This is a genomic window from Xanthomonas sp. NCPPB 3761 (assembly GCF_041475705.2).
In the GTDB taxonomy this organism is placed as follows: domain Bacteria; phylum Pseudomonadota; class Gammaproteobacteria; order Xanthomonadales; family Xanthomonadaceae; genus Xanthomonas; species Xanthomonas phaseoli.
In genome coordinates this window covers 2,086,623-2,108,381 of sequence record NZ_CM191262.1, presented here as the reverse complement: position 1 = coordinate 2,108,381, position 21,759 = coordinate 2,086,623, and the positions used below count along the sequence as shown (strand labels likewise).

At 64.3% G+C, this 21,759-nt stretch carries 18 protein-coding genes and 1 pseudogene; 12 read left to right on the top strand and 7 right to left on the bottom strand.

What is annotated here, in order from left to right; translation table 11 throughout:
- The first annotated feature begins 8 nt into the window (after nucleotides 1-8).
- Nucleotides 9-2,783 carry a TonB-dependent receptor gene (locus tag ACCQ00_RS09315; protein WP_039568860.1) on the top strand — a complete coding sequence of 925 codons (2,775 nt, stop codon included), beginning with the start codon at nucleotides 9-11 and terminating at the stop codon, nucleotides 2,781-2,783.
- 405 nt (nucleotides 2,784-3,188) lie between these two features.
- On the opposite strand, the gene ACCQ00_RS09310 is transcribed toward ACCQ00_RS09315, so the two are convergent.
- On the bottom strand, nucleotides 3,189-3,479 hold the full coding sequence (locus ACCQ00_RS09310) for a hypothetical protein (protein ID WP_236493578.1): 291 nt from the start codon (nucleotides 3,477-3,479) through the stop codon (nucleotides 3,189-3,191).
- Nucleotides 3,480-3,540: 61 nt separating this feature from the next.
- Nucleotides 3,541-5,157 (bottom strand): alpha-amylase family glycosyl hydrolase, encoded by a 1,617-nt coding sequence (locus ACCQ00_RS09305; RefSeq protein ID WP_039568865.1) that lies wholly within the window; start codon nucleotides 5,155-5,157, stop codon nucleotides 3,541-3,543.
- Between the two features lie 403 nt (nucleotides 5,158-5,560).
- On the opposite strand from ACCQ00_RS09305, the gene ACCQ00_RS09300 reads away from it, so the two are divergent.
- Entirely contained in the window at nucleotides 5,561-6,787 is a 1,227-nt protein-coding gene (locus ACCQ00_RS09300) for an IS256-like element ISXax1 family transposase (RefSeq protein WP_011345585.1), read from the top strand.
- Nucleotides 6,788-6,799: 12 nt separating this feature from the next.
- Here ACCQ00_RS09300 and ACCQ00_RS09295 read toward each other — a convergent pair whose 3' ends face one another.
- Together ACCQ00_RS09295 and ACCQ00_RS09290 are read right to left on the bottom strand one after the other, a co-directional pair.
- Entirely contained in the window at nucleotides 6,800-7,180 is a 381-nt protein-coding gene (locus ACCQ00_RS09295; protein WP_039575469.1) for a C40 family peptidase, read from the bottom strand.
- A 37-nt stretch (nucleotides 7,181-7,217) separates the two neighbouring features.
- Nucleotides 7,218-7,535 (bottom strand): annotated as a pseudogene (locus ACCQ00_RS09290) (hypothetical protein); the annotation flags it as partial.
- A gap of 383 nt (nucleotides 7,536-7,918) precedes the next feature.
- On the opposite strand from ACCQ00_RS09290, the gene amaB reads away from it, so the two are divergent.
- From amaB to ACCQ00_RS09250, 8 genes are all read left to right on the top strand, one after another.
- Complete coding sequence (gene amaB / locus ACCQ00_RS09285) at nucleotides 7,919-9,451, top strand: L-piperidine-6-carboxylate dehydrogenase (RefSeq protein WP_017158061.1); 1,533 nt, start codon at nucleotides 7,919-7,921, stop codon at nucleotides 9,449-9,451.
- Nucleotides 9,452-9,947: 496 nt separating this feature from the next.
- Nucleotides 9,948-10,232: a DUF4190 domain-containing protein gene (locus ACCQ00_RS09280; protein WP_011347158.1), complete on the top strand. Its 285-nt coding sequence runs from the start codon at nucleotides 9,948-9,950 to the stop codon at nucleotides 10,230-10,232.
- A 2-nt stretch (nucleotides 10,233-10,234) separates the two neighbouring features.
- Entirely contained in the window at nucleotides 10,235-11,002 is a 768-nt protein-coding gene (locus ACCQ00_RS09275; RefSeq protein ID WP_039584176.1) for a class I SAM-dependent methyltransferase, read from the top strand.
- 5 nt (nucleotides 11,003-11,007) lie between these two features.
- A complete protein-coding gene (locus ACCQ00_RS09270) occupies nucleotides 11,008-12,063 on the top strand; it encodes a quinone-dependent dihydroorotate dehydrogenase (RefSeq protein ID WP_039575473.1) in 1,056 nt (351 codons plus the stop codon).
- Nucleotides 12,060-13,112 (top strand): UDP-N-acetylmuramate dehydrogenase, encoded by a 1,053-nt coding sequence (gene murB, locus ACCQ00_RS09265; RefSeq protein ID WP_039575475.1) that lies wholly within the window; start codon nucleotides 12,060-12,062, stop codon nucleotides 13,110-13,112. Before ACCQ00_RS09270 ends, murB begins: the two co-directional genes overlap by 4 nt.
- Nucleotides 13,106-14,017, top strand: a complete 912-nt coding sequence (locus tag ACCQ00_RS09260; protein WP_039575477.1) for a DMT family transporter — start codon at nucleotides 13,106-13,108, stop codon at nucleotides 14,015-14,017. The genes murB and ACCQ00_RS09260 overlap by 7 nt, the downstream gene beginning before the upstream one ends.
- Nucleotides 14,018-14,156: 139 nt before the next feature.
- On the top strand, nucleotides 14,157-14,861 hold the full coding sequence (locus ACCQ00_RS09255; protein WP_039575479.1) for an aspartate/glutamate racemase family protein: 705 nt from the start codon (nucleotides 14,157-14,159) through the stop codon (nucleotides 14,859-14,861).
- Nucleotides 14,862-15,053: 192 nt separating this feature from the next.
- The gene (locus ACCQ00_RS09250; protein WP_017158056.1) at nucleotides 15,054-16,337 is read left to right on the top strand and encodes an MFS transporter; all 1,284 of its coding nucleotides are present in this window, start codon (nucleotides 15,054-15,056) and stop codon (nucleotides 16,335-16,337) included.
- Here ACCQ00_RS09250 and ACCQ00_RS09245 read toward each other — a convergent pair.
- Nucleotides 16,334-17,065, bottom strand: coding sequence for a phosphatase PAP2 family protein (locus tag ACCQ00_RS09245; RefSeq protein ID WP_017158055.1), 732 nt, complete (start codon nucleotides 17,063-17,065; stop codon nucleotides 16,334-16,336). The two genes, ACCQ00_RS09250 and ACCQ00_RS09245, sit on opposite strands and share 4 nt — an antisense overlap.
- The gene (gene ispG / locus ACCQ00_RS09240) at nucleotides 17,046-18,311 is read right to left on the bottom strand and encodes a flavodoxin-dependent (E)-4-hydroxy-3-methylbut-2-enyl-diphosphate synthase (RefSeq protein WP_003481991.1); all 1,266 of its coding nucleotides are present in this window, start codon (nucleotides 18,309-18,311) and stop codon (nucleotides 17,046-17,048) included. The genes ACCQ00_RS09245 and ispG overlap by 20 nt, the downstream gene beginning before the upstream one ends.
- 377 nt (nucleotides 18,312-18,688) lie before the next feature.
- Between ispG and ACCQ00_RS09235 the strand changes: the two genes are divergently transcribed.
- Together ACCQ00_RS09235 and ACCQ00_RS09230 are read left to right on the top strand one after the other, a co-directional pair.
- Nucleotides 18,689-19,915 (top strand): ATP-binding protein, encoded by a 1,227-nt coding sequence (locus ACCQ00_RS09235; protein WP_039574013.1) that lies wholly within the window; start codon nucleotides 18,689-18,691, stop codon nucleotides 19,913-19,915.
- Nucleotides 19,912-20,478 (top strand): response regulator transcription factor, encoded by a 567-nt coding sequence (locus tag ACCQ00_RS09230; protein ID WP_017158628.1) that lies wholly within the window; start codon nucleotides 19,912-19,914, stop codon nucleotides 20,476-20,478. Before ACCQ00_RS09235 ends, ACCQ00_RS09230 begins: the two co-directional genes overlap by 4 nt.
- 185 nt (nucleotides 20,479-20,663) lie before the next feature.
- Here the strand turns inward: ACCQ00_RS09230 and ACCQ00_RS09225 are convergent, their stop codons facing one another.
- Nucleotides 20,664-21,650: a cellulase family glycosylhydrolase gene (locus tag ACCQ00_RS09225; RefSeq protein ID WP_372354113.1), complete on the bottom strand. Its 987-nt coding sequence runs from the start codon at nucleotides 21,648-21,650 to the stop codon at nucleotides 20,664-20,666.
- Between the last annotated feature and the right edge of the window lie 109 nt (nucleotides 21,651-21,759).

The following is a 21,759-nucleotide window of genomic DNA, read 5'->3' as shown; positions in this document are numbered from 1 at the left end:
AGGGGAAAATGTTGAAACACAAGCGCTCCGCGCTGAGTATCGCCCTGGCTGTTGCCATGGCACCGACATGGGTCGCCGCGCAAACGGCAGCGCCTGCACAAGCAAGCGACGCCCAACAAGGCGCGTCCGAACAGACTGCTGGCGCGGTCACCGACCTGGACAAGGTCCAGGTCACCGGCCTGCGCCGCGCAATCGAAGGCGCCATCTCGGTCAAGCGCGACTCCACTTCGATCGTGGAAGCCATCTCGGCCGAAGACATCGGTCGCCTGCCGGACGTGAGCATCGCCGAATCGCTGGCGCGCCTGCCCGGCCTGGCTGCGCAACGCGTGGCCGGCCGTGCGCAGGTGATCAGCGTGCGCGGCCTGTCGCCGGACTTTTCCACCACGCTGCTCAACGGGCGCGAAGTGGTCAGCACCGGCGACAACCGCAGCGTGGAGTTCGACCAATACCCGTCCGAACTGGTCAGCGGCGTCACCGTCTACAAGACCCCCGATGCCGGCCTGGTCGGACAGGGCCTGTCGGGCACGGTGGACATGCAGACCGCACGCCCGCTCAGCTACAACGAGCGCGTGATCGCCATCGGTGGCCGCTATCAGCGCAATTCGCTGGGCAAGGCCGCCAACGTCGACCCGTATGGCAACCGTTTCAATGTCAGCTACATCGACCAATTCGCCGACCGCACCATCGGCCTGACCATCGGTTACGCGCACACCGACATGCCGATCCAGGAAAACCAGGTGGGCCTGTACGAACCGTGGCAGCAGGTCAACGCGCAGCGGCAGCGTCCTGGCGTCGCCGATGGCGTGTACTTCTCCGATGGCATCAAGGCCCTGCGGCGCACCGGCAATCAGAAGCGCGACGGCGTCATGGCCACGCTGCAGTATCGCCCGTCCAATGCCTGGACCAGCACGCTCGATGCCTTCCACACCGAAGCCGAGCAGATCGACACCGCCAACCAGTTCGAGCTCAATCTGAGCAACTACAACGGCGGCTACACGCCCGGCCTGAACATCAGCAACGTGCGCGTCAACGATCGCAATACCTTCATCGGCGGCGATGCCAGCGGCGTCTATCCGTTGGTGCGTGGCATGTACAACAAGCGCGAAGACAAGATCGATGCGTTCGGCTGGAATAACGAGGTCACCGCCGGCTCCGTCAAGATCGTCGCCGACCTGAACTACTCCAAGGCCACCCGCGACGAACTGAACCTGGAGAACAATCTTCAGCGTGCCCCCATGCCGCAGCTGGACACCGTGGGCGTGTCGGTCGTCGGCAACGGCTTCTCGCAGCTGTCGCCGGGCATGAATTATTCCAATCCGGACGAGCTGTTCCTCACCAACACCATCTACGGGTCCGGCTACGGCAAAGTGCCGAGCGTGGAAGACGTGCTCAAGGGCGCGCGCCTGCAGGCCAACTTCCCCATGCCCGAAGCGCTGAGCTGGTTCTCGGACCTGGATGTGGGCGTCAACTACGCCAATCGCCGAAAGCAGAAGACCCAGCCCGAAGGCAATATCACGCTGGGCGCTCAGGGCGAGGCCACAGTGGCGGCGGATCTGCAATACGCACCGGTCAATCTCGGCTTTGCCGGTCTCGGCTCCCTGCCCGCATGGAATGTGCCAGCCACGGTGGCGCGCTACATGGTGTTCAACCCCAGCGACGACGCCTCGTTCCTGGTGTCCAAGGCGTGGACGGTGGAAGAAAAAATCACCACTGCCTGGCTGCGTGCAAATATCAATACCGAATGGGGCGAAGTGGGTGTGCGCGGCAATATCGGCGTGCAACTGCAGAGTGCCGACCAGTCATCGCAGGCGAATTACTGGGATGCCTCGCAGCCGGCCGGTAGCGAAGTGCGGCCCATCGACGATGGCAAGACCTACCGCGACTGGCTGCCCAGCTTGAACCTGGCTTTCCAGTTCCCGTACGAGCAGACGCTGCGCTTTGCGATGGCCAAGCAGGTCGCACGCCCGCGCGTGGACCAACTACGTGCCTCGCTGGAATTCGGTGTCGACACCTCGACCGGGCGCCCCGGAGCCAGCGGTGGCAACCCCATGCTCGACCCATGGCGTGCCAACGCCCTGGACATCTCCTATGAGAAGTATTTCGCCGACCGCGCCTACGTGGCGGCAGCGTTCTTCTATAAGGATCTCAAGAGCTATATCTACACCCAGAGCCGCGACAACTACGATTTCTCCGCACTGGTGGCCGGCTACGTGCCGCCGCCGGGCTCTGCACCGGTACTGACCACCGGCACCTTCAGCGCCCCGTTCAACGGCAAGGGCGGCACCTTGCGCGGCGTCGAACTCACCGCCTCGCTGCCGCTGGATCTGGTCTTCGCGCCATTGGAAGGCTTCGGCATCCAGGCCAGCGCCACCTTCAACGACAGCGACGTCAAGATCCGCGACCCGGAAAGCGCCTCCAGCGTGGGCGACGGTGAAATCAGCCTGCCGGGCTTGTCCAAGCGCGTCTACAACCTGACTGCCTACTACGAGCACAAAGGCTTCGAAGCACGCGTCAGCCAGCGTCGGCGCTCGGACTTCATCGGCGAAATCGGCAATTTCAACGGCAACCGCACGTTGCGCTATGTGGTCGGCGAAAACATCACCGACGCGCAGATCAGCTACAACTTCAGCGAAGCCAGCGCCCTGTCCGGCCTGACCCTGCTGCTGCAGGCCAGCAACCTCAGCAACTCGCCGTATCGCACATACGCAGAAACCAAGGACCGCCCGCTGGAATACATCGAGTGGGGCCGTACGTTCGTGCTGGGTGTGAACTACAAGTTCTGATCTGCTGCAGCAACAAATAGCGGCCCTGTAGTCCCTCTCCCCCCTGGAGAGGGGTTGGGTGAGGGTACGGATTCAAACACAATCAGCTCCAGGTGTACTGCTTCATATTCTGTAGATTTTTCAAAAAGGGTCGCTCTCCAATACGCGCAATGCACCCACAGCGCCCTGCCCCAGAGCCTCAAGATGTTGCCTACTCAGAAGCCGCCGTTTAAAGACCGGCGGCTTTTGTTTTGAATGAGCACCAACGCCATTCGGGTAAACACAATCGCCACGAGAGCCGCTAATAACAAGACCATTCAAACGCCAAGCGGGCGATACCGGAGCTGGAAGGGGCATGTGCTGGGCGTGCACTCCAGTTCAGCGGGCCCCATCCACGCCATGCTCGCTGCGTTCAGTCAGCCGCTTTCAATCCAGGGAATCGGGTGTGCTAAGCGCCACATACCCCCCTGGCTTCTCGACGTTACCATGCGCATCAAACGCCGTAACACGCGAGCCAAGCGCGTCGATTGACGATGTGGCGATCGCACGCAGCGTCATCAGGCACCCTGCGCCTGCAGCTTGATCGGGCCGGCGCAGATGCATTGCCGTTTCCTGCAACAGCCCCTCGATATGACGCATCTTGAATCGCTTGCCGGGCACAGCGCCCGGCGCAAGCACTGATTGGTAGCTGACATCGCATACAAAAAAGCGAGGCATCCGATCGAATGCCTCGCCTGTCTCACTCAATCACAGCATGCCCGACTGTGAAATGGTGCTATCAGCCCTCGCCCGTGGCGCACACCACCGCGTGCCCAGGCAAGCTCACCCGTCCATCCTCGATCACGCCCCGCGCCACCCCGGGGACATCGATCTGTCCCCATGCGCCTTCAGGCAGCGCAAGCTCGGCAACGTCGGAGGACAAATTGAACGCCAACAGCATGACCTGGCCCGCATGCTCACGCCGGAACATCAGCACCGGCTCTGCTGTGTCGTAGAACATGATCGCGCCTTCGCGTAGCGCTGGCATGCCCTTACGCCAGGCAAGAAATGCCCGCACGGCGCTCAGCACGGACGGGGCATCGTCCTGCTGCACACTCACTGCAGCCAGACGGTGCGGCTCGGACAACGGCAGCCACGGCTTGCCGCTGGTGAATCCCGCCGACGGCGCATCGGTCCACGGCATCGGCGTACGGCATCCGTCCCGGCCCTTGAAAGTCGGCCAGAACGTGATGCCGTACGGATCCTGCAGATCCTCGAAGGCCACATCCGCCTCACTCAACCCAAGCTCCTCGCCCTGGTACAGGCAGACCGAACCGCGCAACGAACACAGGAGCGCCACCACCATGCGAGCGAACGCAGGCGATGCATCTTCGCCGCCCCAACGCGTCACCGCACGCACCACATCGTGATTGGAAATCGCCCAGCACGGCCATCCTTCCAACATGGTGGCCTCGAGCCGGCTCACCGTTTCGCGGATATAGGCCGCGCTATAGTCCTGCACCAGCAGCTCGAAGCTGTAGCCCATGTGCAAGCGGCCCTTGGCGGTGTATTCGGCCGTGGTCGCCAGCGAGTCTTCCGAAGAAATCTCGCCCAGGCTCACCGCATTGGGATAGCGGTCGAGCAGCGCACGCAGGCGTTCCAGGAACGTCAGGTTTTCCGGCTGCGTGTTGTTGAAGTAGTGGTACTGATAGGCATACGGATTGTCCGCGCTAAAGCCCCGCCCCACCCGCTTGTCGGCCGGCTTGGCTGGGTTATCGCGCAGCTGCGCGTCATGGAAGCAGAAGTTGATTGCATCCAGGCGGAAGCCATCCACCCCTCGGTCCAACCAGAACCGCACATTGTCCAGGGTCGCCTGCTGCACCTCGATATTGTGGAAATTGAGGTCGGGCTGATCCACCAGGAAGTTATGCAGGTAGTACTGCTCGCGCCGCGGCTCCCATTGCCACGCCACACCACCGAATAGCGACAACCAATTGTTGGGCGGCGTCCCGTCCTCGCGCGGATCGGCCCATACATACCAATCGGCCTTCGCATTGGTTCGGTCCTGGCGGCTTTCCTGGAACCACGCATGTTCGATCGAGGTGTGGCTCAGCACCTGGTCGATCATTACTTTCAGCCCGAGCGTATGCGCCTTGTCGAGCAGACGATCGAAATCGTCCAGCGTCCCGAACAACGGATCCACGGCACGATAGTCTGCGATGTCATAGCCGAAATCGGCCATCGGCGACTTGAAGAACGGCGAGATCCAGATCGCATCCACACCTAGCCCAGCGATGTAGTCGAGCTTGGCAATGATGCCCGGCAGATCGCCGACCCCATCGCCGTTGGAATCCAGAAAACTACGCGGATAGATCTGATAGATGACCGCCCCGCGCCACCATGGTGTCTGCGACATGCACGCCCCTCCCGGGCCACTGCTGGCAGCCAACACGGCCACCGACTAAGGGCGTTAGCCTAGCGGCGTGACGCTGCAAGAGCGTGGGCGTGCATACGTATTCATCGCTATTGCTGAGAGAACGAGGCGTTGGTCAAAACTGGAGGAGGTCGCAGCGGCACCACTACCCGGTATTCGGCGTCAGGAGCAACAGTGTCGTCGCCCCTACACCACCCACGCCGTCGTCCGCTGCCACAGATTCCACTGGAAACTCGCAATCTCATTGCGCAAGTCGTTGCGAGTACAGCCAAGGGGGACATCCTGACCGTCTTGGCGATTTAGCAGTCGCTGAAGCGCAGGGCGTGTCCTAGATTTTGTGTAACCGGGCCACAGGCAGGAGACTGCCACCTAACCCGGAGACACCATGAGCCCACGCACACATGAGGTACCCGACGAGCTGCTTAGCAGCCTGTTGGTCAACTACACCAAACCCGAGGATCTGATCGGCGAGAACGGCCTGCTCAAGCAGCTGACCAAGCGGTTGGTGGAGCGGGCGCTGGACGCGGAGATGACCGAACACCTCGGTCATGACAAGCATGAGCCGGTCGCCAACGCGGCCGGCAACACGCGCAACGGACGCAGCCGCAAGACGCTCAAGGGCGAGTTCGGCGAGCTGCCGATCGAGATTCCGCGTGATCGCCACGGCAGCTTCGCGCCACAGCTGATCCCCAAGCACCAGACCCGCTGGGCCGGCTTCGATGACAAGATCTTGTCGTTGTACGCGCGCGGCATGACCGTGCGCGAGATCCAGTCGCACCTGGAGGAGATGTACGGCACCGAGGTGTCGCCGAGTCTGATTTCCTCAGTCACCGATGCGGTCGTCGAGGAGGTCAAGGCGTGGCAGGCGCGGCCACTGGATCCGGTCTATCCGATCGTCTATCTGGACTGCATCCACGTCAAAGTGCGCGAGGGCGCGGTGCGGGTCAAGGCGGTGTACCTGGCCATCGGCATCACCATGGGCGGCGAGAAGGAAGTGCTGGGCCTATGGCTGGCGCAGGCCGAGGGTGCCAAGTTTTGGCTGCAAGTCGTGACGGAGCTACGCAACCGCGGGGTGCAGGACATCTTCATTGCCTGCGTCGATGGCCTGAAGGGGTTTCCCGAGGCGATCGAGGCGGTGTTCCCGCAGACCACCGTGCAGCTGTGCATCGTGCACATGGTGCGGCACAGCCTGAACTACGTCTCGTGGAAACGCCGCGCCGAGGTTGCCGCCGATCTCAAGCGCATTTACGCCTGCGCCACCGTCGAGGAGGCCGAGCAGGCACTGACCGAGTTCGAGGCCAAGTGGGACGCCCAGTACCCGCCCATCAGCCAGTCATGGCGGCGCAATTGGTCACGACTGATCCCGTTCTTCGACTACCCACCGGAGATCCGCAAGGTGATCTATACGACCAACGCCATCGAGTCGGTCAACATGAGCCTGCGCAAGCTGACCAAGAACCGCGGCGCGTTCCCCAGCGACGAAGCCTTGATGAAACTGTTCTACCTGGCTCTGCGCAACATCACCAAGAAATGGACGCTGCCGATCCGCGACTGGAAGGCTGCGCTGAACCGCTTTACGATCCAGTTCGAGGGGCGACTTCCTCAGCGGTAACCCAAACCACGGTTACACAAAATTCTGCACACGCTCCATTCCCACCTGACCGCGAACGAACTCTGCCGCACGTGTCGCCACTTCGACCTGGTTATCGCCTTGATAGCGAAGAACAACCACTCGATCTGCGCGGTCATACCCCTTGCGCTGCGGGTTCGCCACCTCGACCCCCTTATCCTTTACCGCATGGATATAGCTTGAAATGCCCACATTGATCATGGCGTGCGAGTAATCGCCAAGTGTCACTGCTCGGATTGACTTACTTCCGAGTGCATATTCGGACGTAAGAATGATGTCTCCAATCTTCGTGATCCCGGTATCAATGACAAAGCACGGTTCCTGCTCGTGGATCTTTTCGTCTACTTCCATAAAAATTCCTTTTTCAGCTTCCACTTCGGAGTTTCATCTTAGACTAGTTGGGATGCTTACCCCAGCCCACCTCGCGCGCAAAGCTCAGACACGGCCCAATAACGGAGCGGCGTCGTGAGCTCGACGGCATAACCGTTGGAACGATCGGCTGATGAACGGGCGCCGGATCCAAGATCTAGGCCAACGCTTCAGGAGGCATCTGGATCAATCCATCGATCTTGCGAGCACCCGGGTTGCGCCCTGACTGTATGCCTTCGCGAACGCGCTGCACCAGACCTCTCGTGCTTTGACCACAAAGCACACCAGCCACGCCCTCAGGCCTCAATGCATAGCGTTGCGGATACAGCTTTCGAAGCGTTTGAAGCGCGCTGGTAGACATGTTCGAGCGGGCCGTCCTTAGACCGATTTCAGACTTCTTATATCGCAGTTTTGGCAACACCGGCAGTCGTGGCAAAGCTGTGGCGAATAAGCACTGTTGGAAGCTGCTTTGGGATGTCCAAACCTGCATCGCACCCGCCGAACGGGCGACACCAGGCTTTATTAAACAACAGGTTAGACAAGATAGCGGTGACCCCTCAATTTCCCCTCTTCCTTAGGAGGGGGACGCTCTATCCAGCTGAGCTACGGGGCCAAGGGCGGCATTGTCGCACGATCGTTGCGATTGCCAAGCCGGTAGGTGGCCGGCGGAGCCTGCTAAAATCGCCGGCTACCGAGTTGCGGGTGGCTCTGCTACCGCGACCGTCACCGTTTCCAGGAGATCCCATGTCCGCTGACCTGCTCAAGGCGCTCGACCTCGCTGCGTCCAATTCCGGCACCTATCTTGGCGAGGCGACCTGGTCGCAGGCCACCGGCGCCGGGGTGCTGCAGCCGCTCAATCCGACCACCAACGCGGTGATCGCCGAGGTGCAGGCGACCACGCCGGAAGACTACGAGCTGATCGTCCAGCGCGCGCAGGCCGCCTTCAAGGTGTGGCGGACCACGCCGGCGCCGCGTCGCGGCGAGGCGGTGCGTCTGTGCGGCGAGGCGCTGCGCGCGCACAAGGATGCGCTCGGGTCGCTGGTGGCGCTGGAAATGGGCAAGAGCAAGCCCGAAGGCGACGGCGAAGTGCAGGAGATGATCGACATCGCCGACTTTGCCGTGGGCCAGAGCCGCATGCTCTATGGCTACACCATGCATTCGGAGCGCCCCGGCCACCGCATGTACGAGCAGTACCAGCCCTTGGGCCTGGTGGGCATCATCAGCGCGTTCAACTTCCCGGTGGCGGTGTGGGCGTGGAATGCGTTTCTGGCGGCAATTTGCGGCGATGTCTGCATCTGGAAGCCGTCCAACAAGACGCCGCTGACCGCGATCGCGACGATGAAGATCTGCAACGCGGCGCTCAAGGATGCCGGCTTCCCGGACATCTTCTTCCTGATCAACGATGCCGGCACGGCGCTGTCGGAAAAGCTGGTCGAAGACACCCGCGTGCCGTTGATCAGCTTCACCGGTTCGACCCAGATCGGCCGCGTGGTGGCAGAGAAGGTCGCCCGTCGCCTGGGCCGCTGCCTGCTGGAACTGGGCGGCAACAACGCCATCATCCTTGACGAAACCGCCGACCTGAAGCTGGCCATTCCGGGCATCGTGTTCGGTGCGGTCGGCACCGCCGGGCAGCGCTGCACCACCACGCGCCGCCTGATCGTGCACGCCTCCATCTATGACACCGTGCTGGCCACGCTGGTCAAGGCGTACAAGCAGCTCGACAGCAAGATCGGCGACCCCACCGACCCGGCAAACCTGATGGGCCCACTCAACAGCCAGGGCGCCGTTGCGCAGTTCCTCGACTCGATCGCCAAGGCCAAGGCGGCCGGCGGCACCGTCGAAGTGGGCGGCACGGCGATCGATCGCCCGGGCAACTTCGTGCTGCCGGCCATTGTCACGGGGCTGCAGAACAGCGACGCGGTGGTGCAGCACGAGACCTTCGCGCCGATCCTGTACGTAATGAAGTACAGCACGCTGGATGAAGCGATCGAGCTGCAGAACGGCGTGCCGCAGGGCCTGTCGTCGTCGATCTTCACCCAGAACCTCAAGGCCGCCGAGAAGTTCCTGTCGGCGGCAGGCAGCGATTGCGGCATCGCCAACGTCAACATCGGCACCTCGGGTGCGGAAATCGGCGGTGCGTTCGGCGGCGAGAAGGAAACCGGCGGCGGTCGCGAGTCTGGCTCGGATGCGTGGAAGGTGTATATGCGTCGTCAGACCAACACCATCAACTACTCCGATTCGCTGCCGCTGGCGCAGGGCATCAAGTTCGATCTTTGATCCATGTCGCATGGCGCGCCGGGCACCTGCTTGGCGCGCCGTGCGGTCGCAACGGGCCTGCTGCGGCGGTCCGCGCGGCATCGCCGACGCACACACCCCGGGTGTTCCCACTATTGCGGCCGCGCTGGCAGCCCGGAAAACATCGGCGGCTGCAGGCGAAGCCCAGCAATCCGGCTCTGTGCAGCGCATGCCACGTCTGCACCGGGCGCAGCGCTCGCCCGGCAGTAGAATGTCGGCGCCACGTGGCACCGGCCCGGCTTGAGCCCGCCGAGCCGCATGGCGCCCGTTCGGCACCGCCGACAGCCAGTGTCCGGCAGCACGCGCCTCGACAGGCATGGCCACGCCCTACCCGCACGCGCGGCGATTTCAGCTCATCGCGCACGCAGAACCAGCCCCGCAACGACGTTTGGCCGCAAACGGCACGCCTTTTGCCCGGCAGCTCTGGGATAATCGTGCGACGCCAGCCTTCGGCTGCCCGCCTTTCAAGGAGTTCATGATGAACGTTGTCGTTCGACAGACCAGCGCCATGGCGATCGTCAGCCTGGTTGCGGGCATTCTCGGCTGGACGCTGATCCCGTTCCTGGGCAGCATCTGCGCCATCATTACCGGGCATCTGGCCCGCGCGGAAATCCGCCGCAACCCCCAGGGCCTGGATGGCGACGGCCTGGCCATCGGCGGCCTCATCATGGGCTGGCTGGCGGTGGCGCTCTGGGTGGTGGGAATCGCGTTTTTCCTGCTGTTCTTCGGCGGAATGGCCTGGCTTGCGGCCGCCAACAGTTGAGCATGGCCACGCCCTCCTCCGCCCAGCGCTTCAACGACCGCGTGGCGGCCTATGTGCGCTACCGGCCCAGTTACCCCCCGCAGTTGCTGCGCTGGCTGCACGACGAACTGGGCGTGACGCCCGCAACGGCAGTGGCCGACATCGGCGCCGGCACCGGCATTTCCAGCCGGCTGTTTCTGGAAGCCGGGTATGCGGTGACGGCGGTGGAGCCCAACCAGGCCATGCGCGAAGCCGCGCTGCAGTGGCTGGCGGAATTTCCCAAGTTTCAGGCGATCGACGGCACCGCCGAAGCCACCGGGCTGGCCGATGCCAGCGTGGGCTTGGTGTCTGCGGCACAAGCATTCCACTGGTTCGACATGCAGGCGGTACGCGAGGAATGGGCGCGCATCCTGCAACCCGGCGGCCTGGCGGTGGTGTACTGGAATTCGCGCGAGCTGGACAGCACCGCGTTCCTGCGCGGCTACGAGCAGCTGCTGCTGGATTACGGCACCGACTATTCCGCAGTGGCCGAGCGGTACCAGGACGACGCCACCATGCAGGCGTGGTTCGGCGAAGGCTTCCGCGCGATGGCCCGCTTCCCGAATGTGCAGCGGCTGGACTTCGAGAGCTTGCGCGGCCGCCTGCTGTCGTCCTCGTACGCCCCGCTTGCGCACGACCCACGTCATGCCCCGATGCTCGCCGCACTCCGCACGTTGTTCGATGCGTCTGCGCACGACGGGCTGATCGACTTCCAATACCAAACCCGCGTGTTCGCCGGGAGATTGAACTGACCCGCATGTATTCGCTTGCCCGCCCCTTCCTGTTTTCCCTGGATGCCGAGCGCGCCCACGCGCTGGCGTTGCGTTCCATCGACACCGCCTACCGCACCGGCACCACGGCGTTGCTGGCCAGGCGCCCGGTGCCGCTGCCCACCCCGGCCTTCGGCCTGATGTTCCCCAACCCGGTGGGGCTGGGTGCCGGGCTGGACAAGAACGGCGAGCACATCGATGCGTTGTTTGCGCTGGGCTTTGGCTTTGTCGAGATCGGCACGGTGACGCCGCGTGCGCAGGAAGGCAACCCCAAGCCACGCATGTTCCGATTGCCGGAATACCAGGCGGTGATCAACCGCATGGGCTTCAACAATCTGGGCGTGGATGCGCTGGTGGCCAACGTGCAGCGCGCACGCCGCACGGGAGGCCTGCTCGGCATCAACATCGGCAAGAACAAGGACACGCCCAACGAGGAGGCCACCAGCGACTACCGTTACTGCATGGAGCGCGTGTATCCGCTGGCCGACTACATCACGGTCAACATCTCCTCGCCCAATACCGCAGGCTTGCGTGAGTTGCAGGAGGAACAATCGCTGCGCCGCCTGATTTCCGACTTGCGCGAAACCCAGGAAGCGCTAAGCGCGCAGCACGGCAAACGGGTGCCGATGCTGGTCAAGGTGGCGCCGGACCTCAACGACCGCGACATCGATGCCGCCGCACGCGTGCTGGCCGACCTGGCGGTGGATGGCGTGATCGCCACCAACACCACGGTGACGCGCACGCTGGTGGCCAATCACCCGCTGGCTGCCGAAGCCGGTGGACTCTCCGGCGCGCCGCTGCTGGGGCAATCCACGTTGGTGCTGCGGCGCCTGCGCGCGCGCCTGCCCGAATCGATCCCGTTGATTGGCGTGGGCGGCATCAACTCCGGAGCCGATGCGGTGGCCAAGATGGCAGCCGGTGCGAGTCTGGTGCAGTGCTACAGCGGGTTGGTGTATCGCGGACCGCAGCTCATCGGTGAATGCGTCAACGCCATCCGACGCCGCCGCGAAGCACCCAGCGGCGGTGCGGTGTCGACGCTATGAGCGATGCCGTGCAAACAGGCTGGCAGCTGAGCGAACAGGCGCCGCTGCGCGCGCTCAACACCTTCCATGTGGAGGCCACCGCGCGCTGGTTGCTCAACGTCCACGCGCCTGAGGCATTGCCGCAGGCATTGGCCGCGCCCGAGATCGCCGGACAACCGTTGCTGGTGCTGGGCAGCGGCAGCAATGTCCTGCTGGCCGGCGATCCGCCAGGCTGCGTGCTGTGTTTCGACAACCGCGAGACCTCCATCATCGCGCACCGTGCCGACCACGCCATCGTGCGCGCCGGTGCCGGCGTGAACTGGCATGCGCTGGTGCTGTACTCGCTGCAGCAGGGCTTGTCGGGGCTGGAAAACCTGGCCTTGATTCCGGGCACCGTGGGCGCCTGCCCGATCCAGAACATCGGTGCGTATGGCGCGCAGGTGGGCGACTTCATCCACGTGGTGGAAGCCTTCGACCGGCATGGCCAGCAGTTCGTGCGGCTGGATGCGGCCGACTGCGCGTTCGGCTACCGCGACAGCGTGTTCAAGCAGCAGCCCGAGCGTTATCTGATCGTGGCGGTGGAATTCAATCTACCGCTGCTGCACGAACTGCGACTGGACTACGCCGGTATTCGCGAGGAACTGGCGCGCATGGGCGCCGAACTGGCAGGCGCGGCCGATGTGGCGCAGGCAGTGATCAACATCCGTCGCCGCAAGTTGCCGGACCCGGACGTGCTGGGCAACGCAGGCAGCTTCTTCAAGAACCCGCTGCTGCCGAGCGAACAGATTGCCGCGTTGCAGGCCAGCTTTGCCGACATGCCGGTGTATCCGGGCGAGCATGCCGGCCAGGGCAAATTGTCGGCCGCCTGGCTGATCGAGCAATGCGGCTGGAAGGGCAAGCGCGAGGGCGATGCCGGCGTGTCGCCCGAGCACGCGCTGGTGCTGGTCAATTACGGCACCGCCACCGGCGCGCAGTTGCTGGATTTCGCGCGGCGCATTGCCGAGTCGGTGCGCGAGCGCTATTCGGTGATCCTGGAGCCGGAACCGCGCATCATCGGGGCGCATTGGTGACGCCAGCGCAGGTATCGCGGCGAGCCGCGCTGTGGATGCTCACCAGTACCTTCGCCTTCGGGTTGATGGCAATCACCATCCGCCTGGCCTCGAGCACGATTGCGACGACCGAGATCGCATTTTTCCGCAATGTGTTCGGGTTGCTGGCGTTGTTGCCGTTGATCCTGCGGCCGGGCAAGCCGCTGCCGCGCACGCGGCAATTGCCGCAGTATTTCGCCCGTACCTTGATCGGCCTGGCCTCGATGCTGTGCGGGTTTTGGGCGATCGGCCATCTGCCCCTGTCGCAGGCCATCTCGCTCTCCTACTCCACGCCGTTATTCGTCACCGTGCTGGCCGTGGTGTGGCTGCATGAGCAGGTCCGGCTGCGGCGCTGGCTGGCGGTGGCGGCGGGTTTTATCGGCGTGCTGGTGATCCTGCGACCAGGCTCGTCCACGTTCACGCCCGGCTTGCTGATTGCGCTGTTGGCTGCGGTCATCAGCGCCATCGTCGCGATCCAGATCAAACAGCTCTCGCGCAGCGACGACTCGGACACGGTGGTGTTCTACACCTACGTGTTCTGGGTGCCGATGTCGCTGATTCCGGCGCTGTTCCAATGGAACTGGCCGCAGGGCATCGGCTGGGTATGGCTGGTGGCCACTGGCATCTTCGGCACCGCCGGGCAGTTGTTCTGGACGCGCGCACTCAAGCTGGGCGAAGTCTCTGCGCTACAGCCGATCAGTTTCATGCAGCTGCCGTTGGTGGCGCTGCTGGGTTGGTGGCTGTTCGGCGAGGCGATCGAACGCCACACCGTGATCGGTGCGGCCATCATCATCGGCGCCAACGTCTATATCGCCCATCGCGAAACGGTACTGGCGCGTCGTGCCGCCACGCATGCACCCGTGGAAGGCGCCAAGCCGGGCGAGTGAGCCGGCATCCTGAGCTGCCTTGGCGAGATCGGGAATGCATCTGGTCGGGACGCCAACGTACACTTCGGTCCCCAAGCGCAGCGCACGCTGCGTGCCGTAGCCCTGGCAACCTCATCCGCTGGAGTGTCATGGAGTTCGCATGCCGGTTCCAAGCAAGACAATCGGTTTGATCGGTGGCATGAGCTGGGAATCCACGCTGCCCTACTACCGCATCATCAATCAGCGCGTCCGCCATGCATGCGGCGGCCTGCATTCGGCGAAACTGCTGCTGTACAGCGTCAATTTCCACGAGATCGAGCGGCTGCAGCACACCGGCGATTGGGAGGGCGCTGGCCAGGCGATGGCAGCCGCCGCGCGTGCGCTGCAAGCAGCAGGCGCCGACTTCATCGTGCTGTGCACCAACACCATGCATTGCGTTGCCGACGCGATCACCGCCGCGACGCCACTGCCGCTGCTGCATATCGCCGATGCCACCGCCGCTGCGCTCATCGCAGCGGGCGTCACCCGGGTGGGGTTGCTCGGCACGCGCTTCACCATGGAGCAGCCGTTCTATCGCCAGCGCCTGCAGGCGCGCGGCCTGGACGTGCTGGTGCCGCCGGCCGAGGCACGCGCGCAGCTGCATCGGGTGATCTACGACGAGCTCTGCCAGGGCGTGATCAAGCCCGAATCGCGCGCGTACTTCCGCCAGGTCATGGCCGAGCTCGGCCAGCACGGAGCGCAAGCGATCATCCTGGGCTGCACCGAGATCTCGCTGCTCGTGGACAACACCGATGCACAGTTGCCGTTGTTCGACACCACCGCACTGCACGCCGAGGCAGCGGCGCTGGCAAGCGTGTCCGGCTGATCGCAGCGTACGTCCAGGCGCGCGCGGTCACCAAAGCCCGCAGGTGTGCACGCGTAAGGTCTGATGGGTGTCATCGGCATTTCAATGCCGAAACGGCGTAGCGATGGCCGCGCCCGGCAGCTAGCATTGCCTGCTCGGCGCGTCAGCAGGCTTTGATGGCAATGCGCGCCACCCGCGACAGGATGCGACTGCATGACCAGCCATGCCCCATCAACCCAGCTCACCCGCAGCGATTACAAAACACTGGGCTTGTCCGCGCTGGGCGGCGCGCTGGAGTTCTACGACTTCATCATCTTCATTTTTTTCGCGAAGGTGCTGGGCGAGCTGTTCTTTCCGCCAGGCATTCCGGAATGGACGCGGCAGCTGCAGACATTCGGCATCTTTGCGGCCGGCTACCTGATCCGCCCGTTGGGCGGCATCGTGATGGCCCACTTTGGCGATCTGCTCGGCCGCAAGCGCATGTTCGCGCTGAGCATCGGATTGATGGCCCTGCCCACACTGGCGATCGGCGTGCTGCCGACCTACGCGCAGATCGGCGTGGCCGCACCGCTGCTGCTGTTGACGATGCGCCTGTTGCAGGGCGCAGCCATCGGTGGCGAAGTACCCAGTGCGTGGGTGTTCGTGGCAGAACATGTGCCCGCGCGGCGCACAGGGCTGGCCTGCGGCACCTTGACCGCTGGCCTGGCTGCCGGCGTGCTACTTGGTTCACTCAGTGCCGGCGCACTGAATCGTGCGTTTTCTTCGGACCAAATCGCCGAGTACGCCTGGCGCCTGCCGTTTTTGGCAGGCGGCATCTTCGGCCTGCTCTCGGTGTACTTGCGGCGCTGGCTGCATGAAACGCCGGTGTTCGCCGAGCTGGTCGCCATGCGCGCACTGGCGCGCGAGACGCCACTGAAGGTGGTACTGCGCGATCACCCGCGCAGTCTGGCCATGTCGCTCTGGCTGACCTGGGTGATCGCCGCCGCAGTGCTGGTGGTGTCGCTGATGACACCCACGCTGCTGCAGAGTGCGTACGGCTACCCGGCACCGGTGGCATTGCAGGCCAATCTTCTGGCAGTGCTGCTGCAGGCGATCGGCTCGGTGGTGGTCGGGGCACTGTCGGATCGTTGGGGCAACGGGCGTGTGCTGCTGGCCGGCAGCGTGTGCCTGGGCATCAGCGCATGGCTGTTCTACCGCTTTGCGGGCGCCCCCCACCTGCTGTTCCCGCTGTATGCCCTGCTCGGCGCTGCGTTGGGCGTGCTGGGTGCGATTCCGCGCGTGATGGTCGAAGCGTTTCCACCGGTGGTCCGTCTGTCCGGCGTGTCGTTCGCCTACAACCTGGGCTATGCCGTGTTCGGCGGCCTGACCCCGCTGCTGGTGGTGATGCTGCTCAAGCAGCACCCGATGGGACCGGCGTACTACGTGATCTTGCTGGCTTCCATCGGCGCCATGGTTGGCGCCCGATTAGCGCAGCGGGAGCGTATCAACCGCCGTTAATCGGCAAACGGCACGCGCCCAGGTTGCTCTGCCACCGCGCCAGCCGGCGTGCGCCAATGCGGCCGCCGCGCGCCGCGGAACATCACCAGATACAGCCCGACCACCCACACCAACGCGGCCGACCAGCCGCCCAGGATGTCGGACGGGTAATGCACGCCCAGGTAGATGCGCGAGATGCCCACCAGCAGCGCGAACAGGCTGGCGGCGATGCTCACCGGCCAGCGCCAGCGCGTGTTCCAGGCCAGCGCGATGACCACCGCGGCCAGCGTCATCGAGCCCATCGCATGGCCGCTGGGAAAACTGAACGTGCTCTCCGGCGCGATCGATTCCCACAAGCTGGGGCGGTCGCGCTGGAAAAACTGCTTGGCGCCCATGTTGAGCAGCGCCGAGCCACCGAATCCCAGCGCGGCAAACGTGCCCTCGCGCCAGCGCTGCAGGACCAGCAACACCAGCACGATGGCGATATCGGCCGGAATCACGCCGTATTGGTAGCCGGCCTTGGAGATCGCGCCGAAAAACGCATCCAGGCCGGGCGTGGCGATGCTGCGCATGCTCCACAGCAGCGGCTCGTCGAAGTAGACATTTTCCAGCGCGTGGACTTCATCGGCCAGGTCCACGAACAGCCCTAGCGGCAGCAACACCCCGGCAAACAGCAACGCCATGCGCCACGCATTGCTACGCAACCACCCTTTGAACCCGGCCGGCGATTCAGCCGGCGCGGCGGACATAGGTACGTTCGACGTATTGATCGATCAACTCGATGAATTCGTAGGCGATGTTTTCGCCGCGCAAGGTGACGCTTTTTTCGCCATCGATGAACACCGGTGCCGACGGCGCCTCGCCCGTGCCCGGCAGCGAAATTCCGATATTGGCGTGGCGCGATTCGCCTGGCCCGTTGACCACGCAGCCCATCACCGCCAGGGTCATGTTTTCGGCGCCGGGGTTGGTGATTTTCCACTCCGGCATCTTGGCGCGCACATGGTTCTGTACCACGCCGGCCAGTTCCTGGAAGAACTCGGAGGTGGTGCGGCCGCAGCCCGGGCAGGCGGTGACCATCGGGGTAAACGCGCGCTGGCCGGTGGTCTGCAGCAGTTCCTGCGCCACCACCACTTCCTGGGTGCGCGACTGCCCCGGCTCGGGGGTCAGCGAGATACGAATGGTGTCGCCGATGCCCTCCTGCAGCAGCACGCTCAGGGCCGCCGCCGAGGCCACGATGCCCTTGCTGCCGATACCGGCTTCGGTCAGGCCCAGATGCAGCGCGAAATCGCAGCGGCTGGCCATGTCGCGATACACCGCGATCAGCTCCTGCACGCCGGACACCTTGGCCGACAGGATGATGCGCTCGCGCGGCAGGCCCAGCTCCACCGCACGCTCGGCCGAATCCACCGCCGAGCGGATCAGTGCCTCGCGCAGCACCCGCCCGGCATCCCACGGGGTATCGCGTTGCGAATTTTCGTCCATCAGCTGGGCTGCCAGCGACTGGTCCAGCGAGCCCCAGTTGGCGCCAATCCGCACCGGCTTGCCGTACTTGATGGCGAACTCGATCAACTGACCGAACTGCAGATCCTTCTTCTTGCCAAACCCGACATTGCCCGGATTGATGCGGTACTTGGCCAGCGCCTCGGCGCAGGCGGGCTCGGCAGCAAGCAATTGATGGCCGTTGTAATGGAAGTCGCCGATCAAGGGCACTTCGATGCCCATCATGCGCAGCTTGTCGACGATGCGCGGAATGGCGGCAGCGGACTCGGCATTGTTGACGGTCAGGCGCACCATTTCCGAGCCGGCGCGCCACAGATCGGCCACCTGCTTGACGCTGCCGGCGATGTCGGCGGTGTCGGTGTTGGTCATCGACTGGACGACGACCGGATGGCCCCCGCCCACGGTCACGCTGCCGATCTTGACGGCCTGGGTGATGCGGCGCGGCCAGGCGGTGGCGTCGGCGGGAGGGGTTGGGCGGGTCACGGCGTCATGCATCCCGCTATTTTAGCCTGTCCGCCGTGCGCTCACAGCTGAAGCGAGAGACACGCCGATCCCTAGAGCGTGTTCTGTACGTTGAGGTGAGTGCGAAGCGTCCGGTGGCGCGTCGGGACAAGGCGGGCGCTGCGGCCCAGGCTGGCCGCCTGGGCAAGGCGCGCAACGCGGTATCGGCGCGCCACAGGACGCTTCCCGGAGGGTTGCACGGAGCGGGCGCCGCGCGGCTTGCCTTGACGCCAGCCAAGCCGGCGCCACGCAGCACCCGCTCTGCACCGCTGACGGCCAACGCATCTCATCTCAACGTGCATAGCACGCTCTAGGCCGATGCGACGGTTTGTCGCAGGCCACCATCTTCCCAAGCGCATAGCATTGCCGTGATGAACAGCTCCGACGCTTCCTTCCTGCGAACCCTCTGCAGCCTGCGCTGGCTGGCCACTGCCGGCCAGGCCGCCACCATCCTGGTCGCGACCGGGCTGATGGGCCTGAACCTGCCGCAGCAACCGCTGTGGGCCGGCGTGGCCGCGTTGGCAGTCTTCAACCTGTATGCGCAGCTGCGCGTGTCGCACCGCGGCGCGGTGAGCCCGGCCACCGAGTTCGGCCACATTCTGGTCGACGTGACCGTGCTGACCTGGATGGTGGGCTGGAGCGGCGGCATCGCCAACCCGTTCGGCTCGTTGTTCCTGGTGCTGATCGCGCTGGCCGCACTGGCACTGCCGCTGAGCTGGGCGATGGCGGTAGCGGCATCGTGCGTGGCCGGCTATGTCATCAGCGCGGCGTTCGGGCTGCCGCTGCCCTACGGCGGCTTCGACCCGCTCAGCCTGCACATGTGGGGCATGGCGGCCAACTTCCTGCTGTCCACCGTGGTGGTGCTGGCGTTCGCGACTCGGCTGGCGTTTTCGATGCGCGAGCGCGAACGCGAGATCTCCACCTTGCGCGAGCGCTTTGCGCGCAACGAAGGCATCGTGGCGCTGGCCACGCATGCGGCGTCGGTGGCGCACGAATTGAACACCCCGCTGGCCACCATGACGCTGCTGGTGGACGACATCACCGACCAGTGCGATCAGGTGGAACTGCGCGAAGACCTGGACACCTTGCGCGAGCTGCTGGTGCAGTGCCATGAGCGCGTGCTGGCATTGGCGGCACCGGCCGACAACGGCCATCTGAGCCGCGAGGTGGCGGTGAAAGACGTGCTGGAACAATGGCGCCTGGTGCGCCCCACCATCGAGCTGCGCCGCAATGATGACGCACCGATGCGGCTGATGCTGCAGCCCGGCGTCAGCCACCTGCTGATGGTGCTGCTCAACAATGCCGCCGATGCCGGCGAACGGGCCGGTCGTCCGCAGATCGACCTGACCCTGCGGGTGGAACACGACCATCTCAGCGGCGAAGTGCGCGACTACGGCCCCGGCTTCGACACCGCGCAAGCGATGCTGCCGGGCACGCTGTTCAATAGCGGCAAGCACGACGGCATGGGCGTCGGGCTGGCGCTCTCGCATGCCACTGTCGAACGCCTGCAGGGCGAGCTGTGGATGCTGCCCGCCGAAGGCAGCGGCGCGCGTGTAGGTTTCCGTCTGCCGCTCTCCGACCACGAGGCACTCGCATGACAAGTCCCCCAATCCGTACCGGCCTGCTGGTCGACGACGACACCTTGTACCTGCGCACGCTGCAGCGCAGCCTTGCACGCCGCGGCGTGGAAACGCTCACCGCCACCGATGCGGCCAGTGCATTGTCCACGGCACGCAGCGCGTTGCCGGATTTTGCGTTGATCGATCTCAAGCTCGGCCACGACTCCGGTTTGAGCCTGATCCAACCGCTGCGCGAGATTCGCGCCGACATGCGCATCCTGCTGGTCACCGGTTACGCCAGCATCGCCACGGCGGTGGAGGCGATCAAACTCGGCGCCGATGACTACCTGCCCAAGCCGGCCAATATTCCCACCATCATGCGGGCGCTGGGCGAAGAGGATGACGAGTTGCCAGAGCCGGACGAAGAAGAAAGCGCGCAGGAAATGATGACGCCGCTCAGCCGCTTGCAGTGGGAGCACATCCAGCAGGCGCTGCACGAAACCGGCGGCAACGTGTCGGCGGCCGCGCGCCTGCTCGGCATGCATCGCCGATCGCTGCAGCGCAAGCTGACCAAACGCCCGAGCCCGGGGCCGTTGCGCTAGCCGTCTTGCCCCTGTCGCCGGACCTTAAACGGCAGGGATATCGCGAAGACTTGTGAGGCATCTGAAATGCGTGTCACGCGTGCCGGTGTGCCGATGCCGGCCGCGCAACGGCGCACAGATCGACAGCGTTGCAATGCCCTTGTGCGCGGCCAAAAAACTACAGCTGCCGGCTGCAGGACTTCGTCTCACAGCGGGCCGAACACGCTTGCCCGACGCGAGGTTGCCGCGATGCCATCGGTGCCCAGGATCAGGTTGCGGCCCCAGCTGCTCAGTTGAGCGGCATTCCAGCCGATCACGATATCCAGCGACTGCGTGCTGCTGTCGTTGCCCGACCATGACCAGCCCATGTAGCCAACCTTGTAGTCGCGCGCGCGGCGCATGATCGCCGCTTCGTCCACATGCGCACCGCGATGGTCGCCACCGAATTCGCCGATCACCAGCGCCAGCTTTTTATCGTTGAAGGCGCGCAGGTAATTGTTGATCGTGGCATCGCTACCGAACACCTCGTACATGTGCACGCTGAACACCAGGTTGCGGCGGCTGTCGCGGGCCAGCAGCACAGCGGCGTTGTCGCGCATGTAGAACTGCCAGTCCTGGCCCCAGTTGGGCGCATCCACCATCAAGGCGTGGGTCAGCCCATTCTTGCGCAAGGTGGCGATGGCGGTGGCATGGCCGTTGACCCATTCGCTGGCAGTCAGGCTATTGCCGAACGGTTCGTTGGCGATATTGATGACCACATGGTCTTCATTGCCGATCAGCGCCTTGCGGATGGCGACCCAGTAATTGGTCGCATTGAGCAGATTCGCAGCGGCGGTGTCTTCGCCGTAGCCGGTGGTGTCGTGGACCTCCAGCACGGCGATCAAGCCCAGGCTTTTGCAGCGCGCGATGATGCGGGCCACATCGGCCTCCGGTGTGCGCGCCCAGCGGTAACCGGAACTGAGCACGACGCGCACGCTGTTGGCACCGGTGGCCGCGATGGCCGCCAACGCCGCATCGGTGCGGCCCGCGTACCAGGCATGTGGAAGATTGACGCCGCGCAGCACCAATGCATTGCCATTGGACTCGCGCAACTGCGTGCCGGACACCGTGAGCCCTGCATGGGCGGCAGACGACAGCGCCAGACCGGCGACGACGAGAAGCGTGCGTTGTGCAAAAGACAGCAATGAATTCACGATGATTCCAGAAAAGAAGTGACAAAAGCCGCGATGGCCAACTCACAGCGCGAGTGAAGACTGTGTCAACTCGTGCCACGCATGAGGCGGATGCGCATCACAAAAGCAA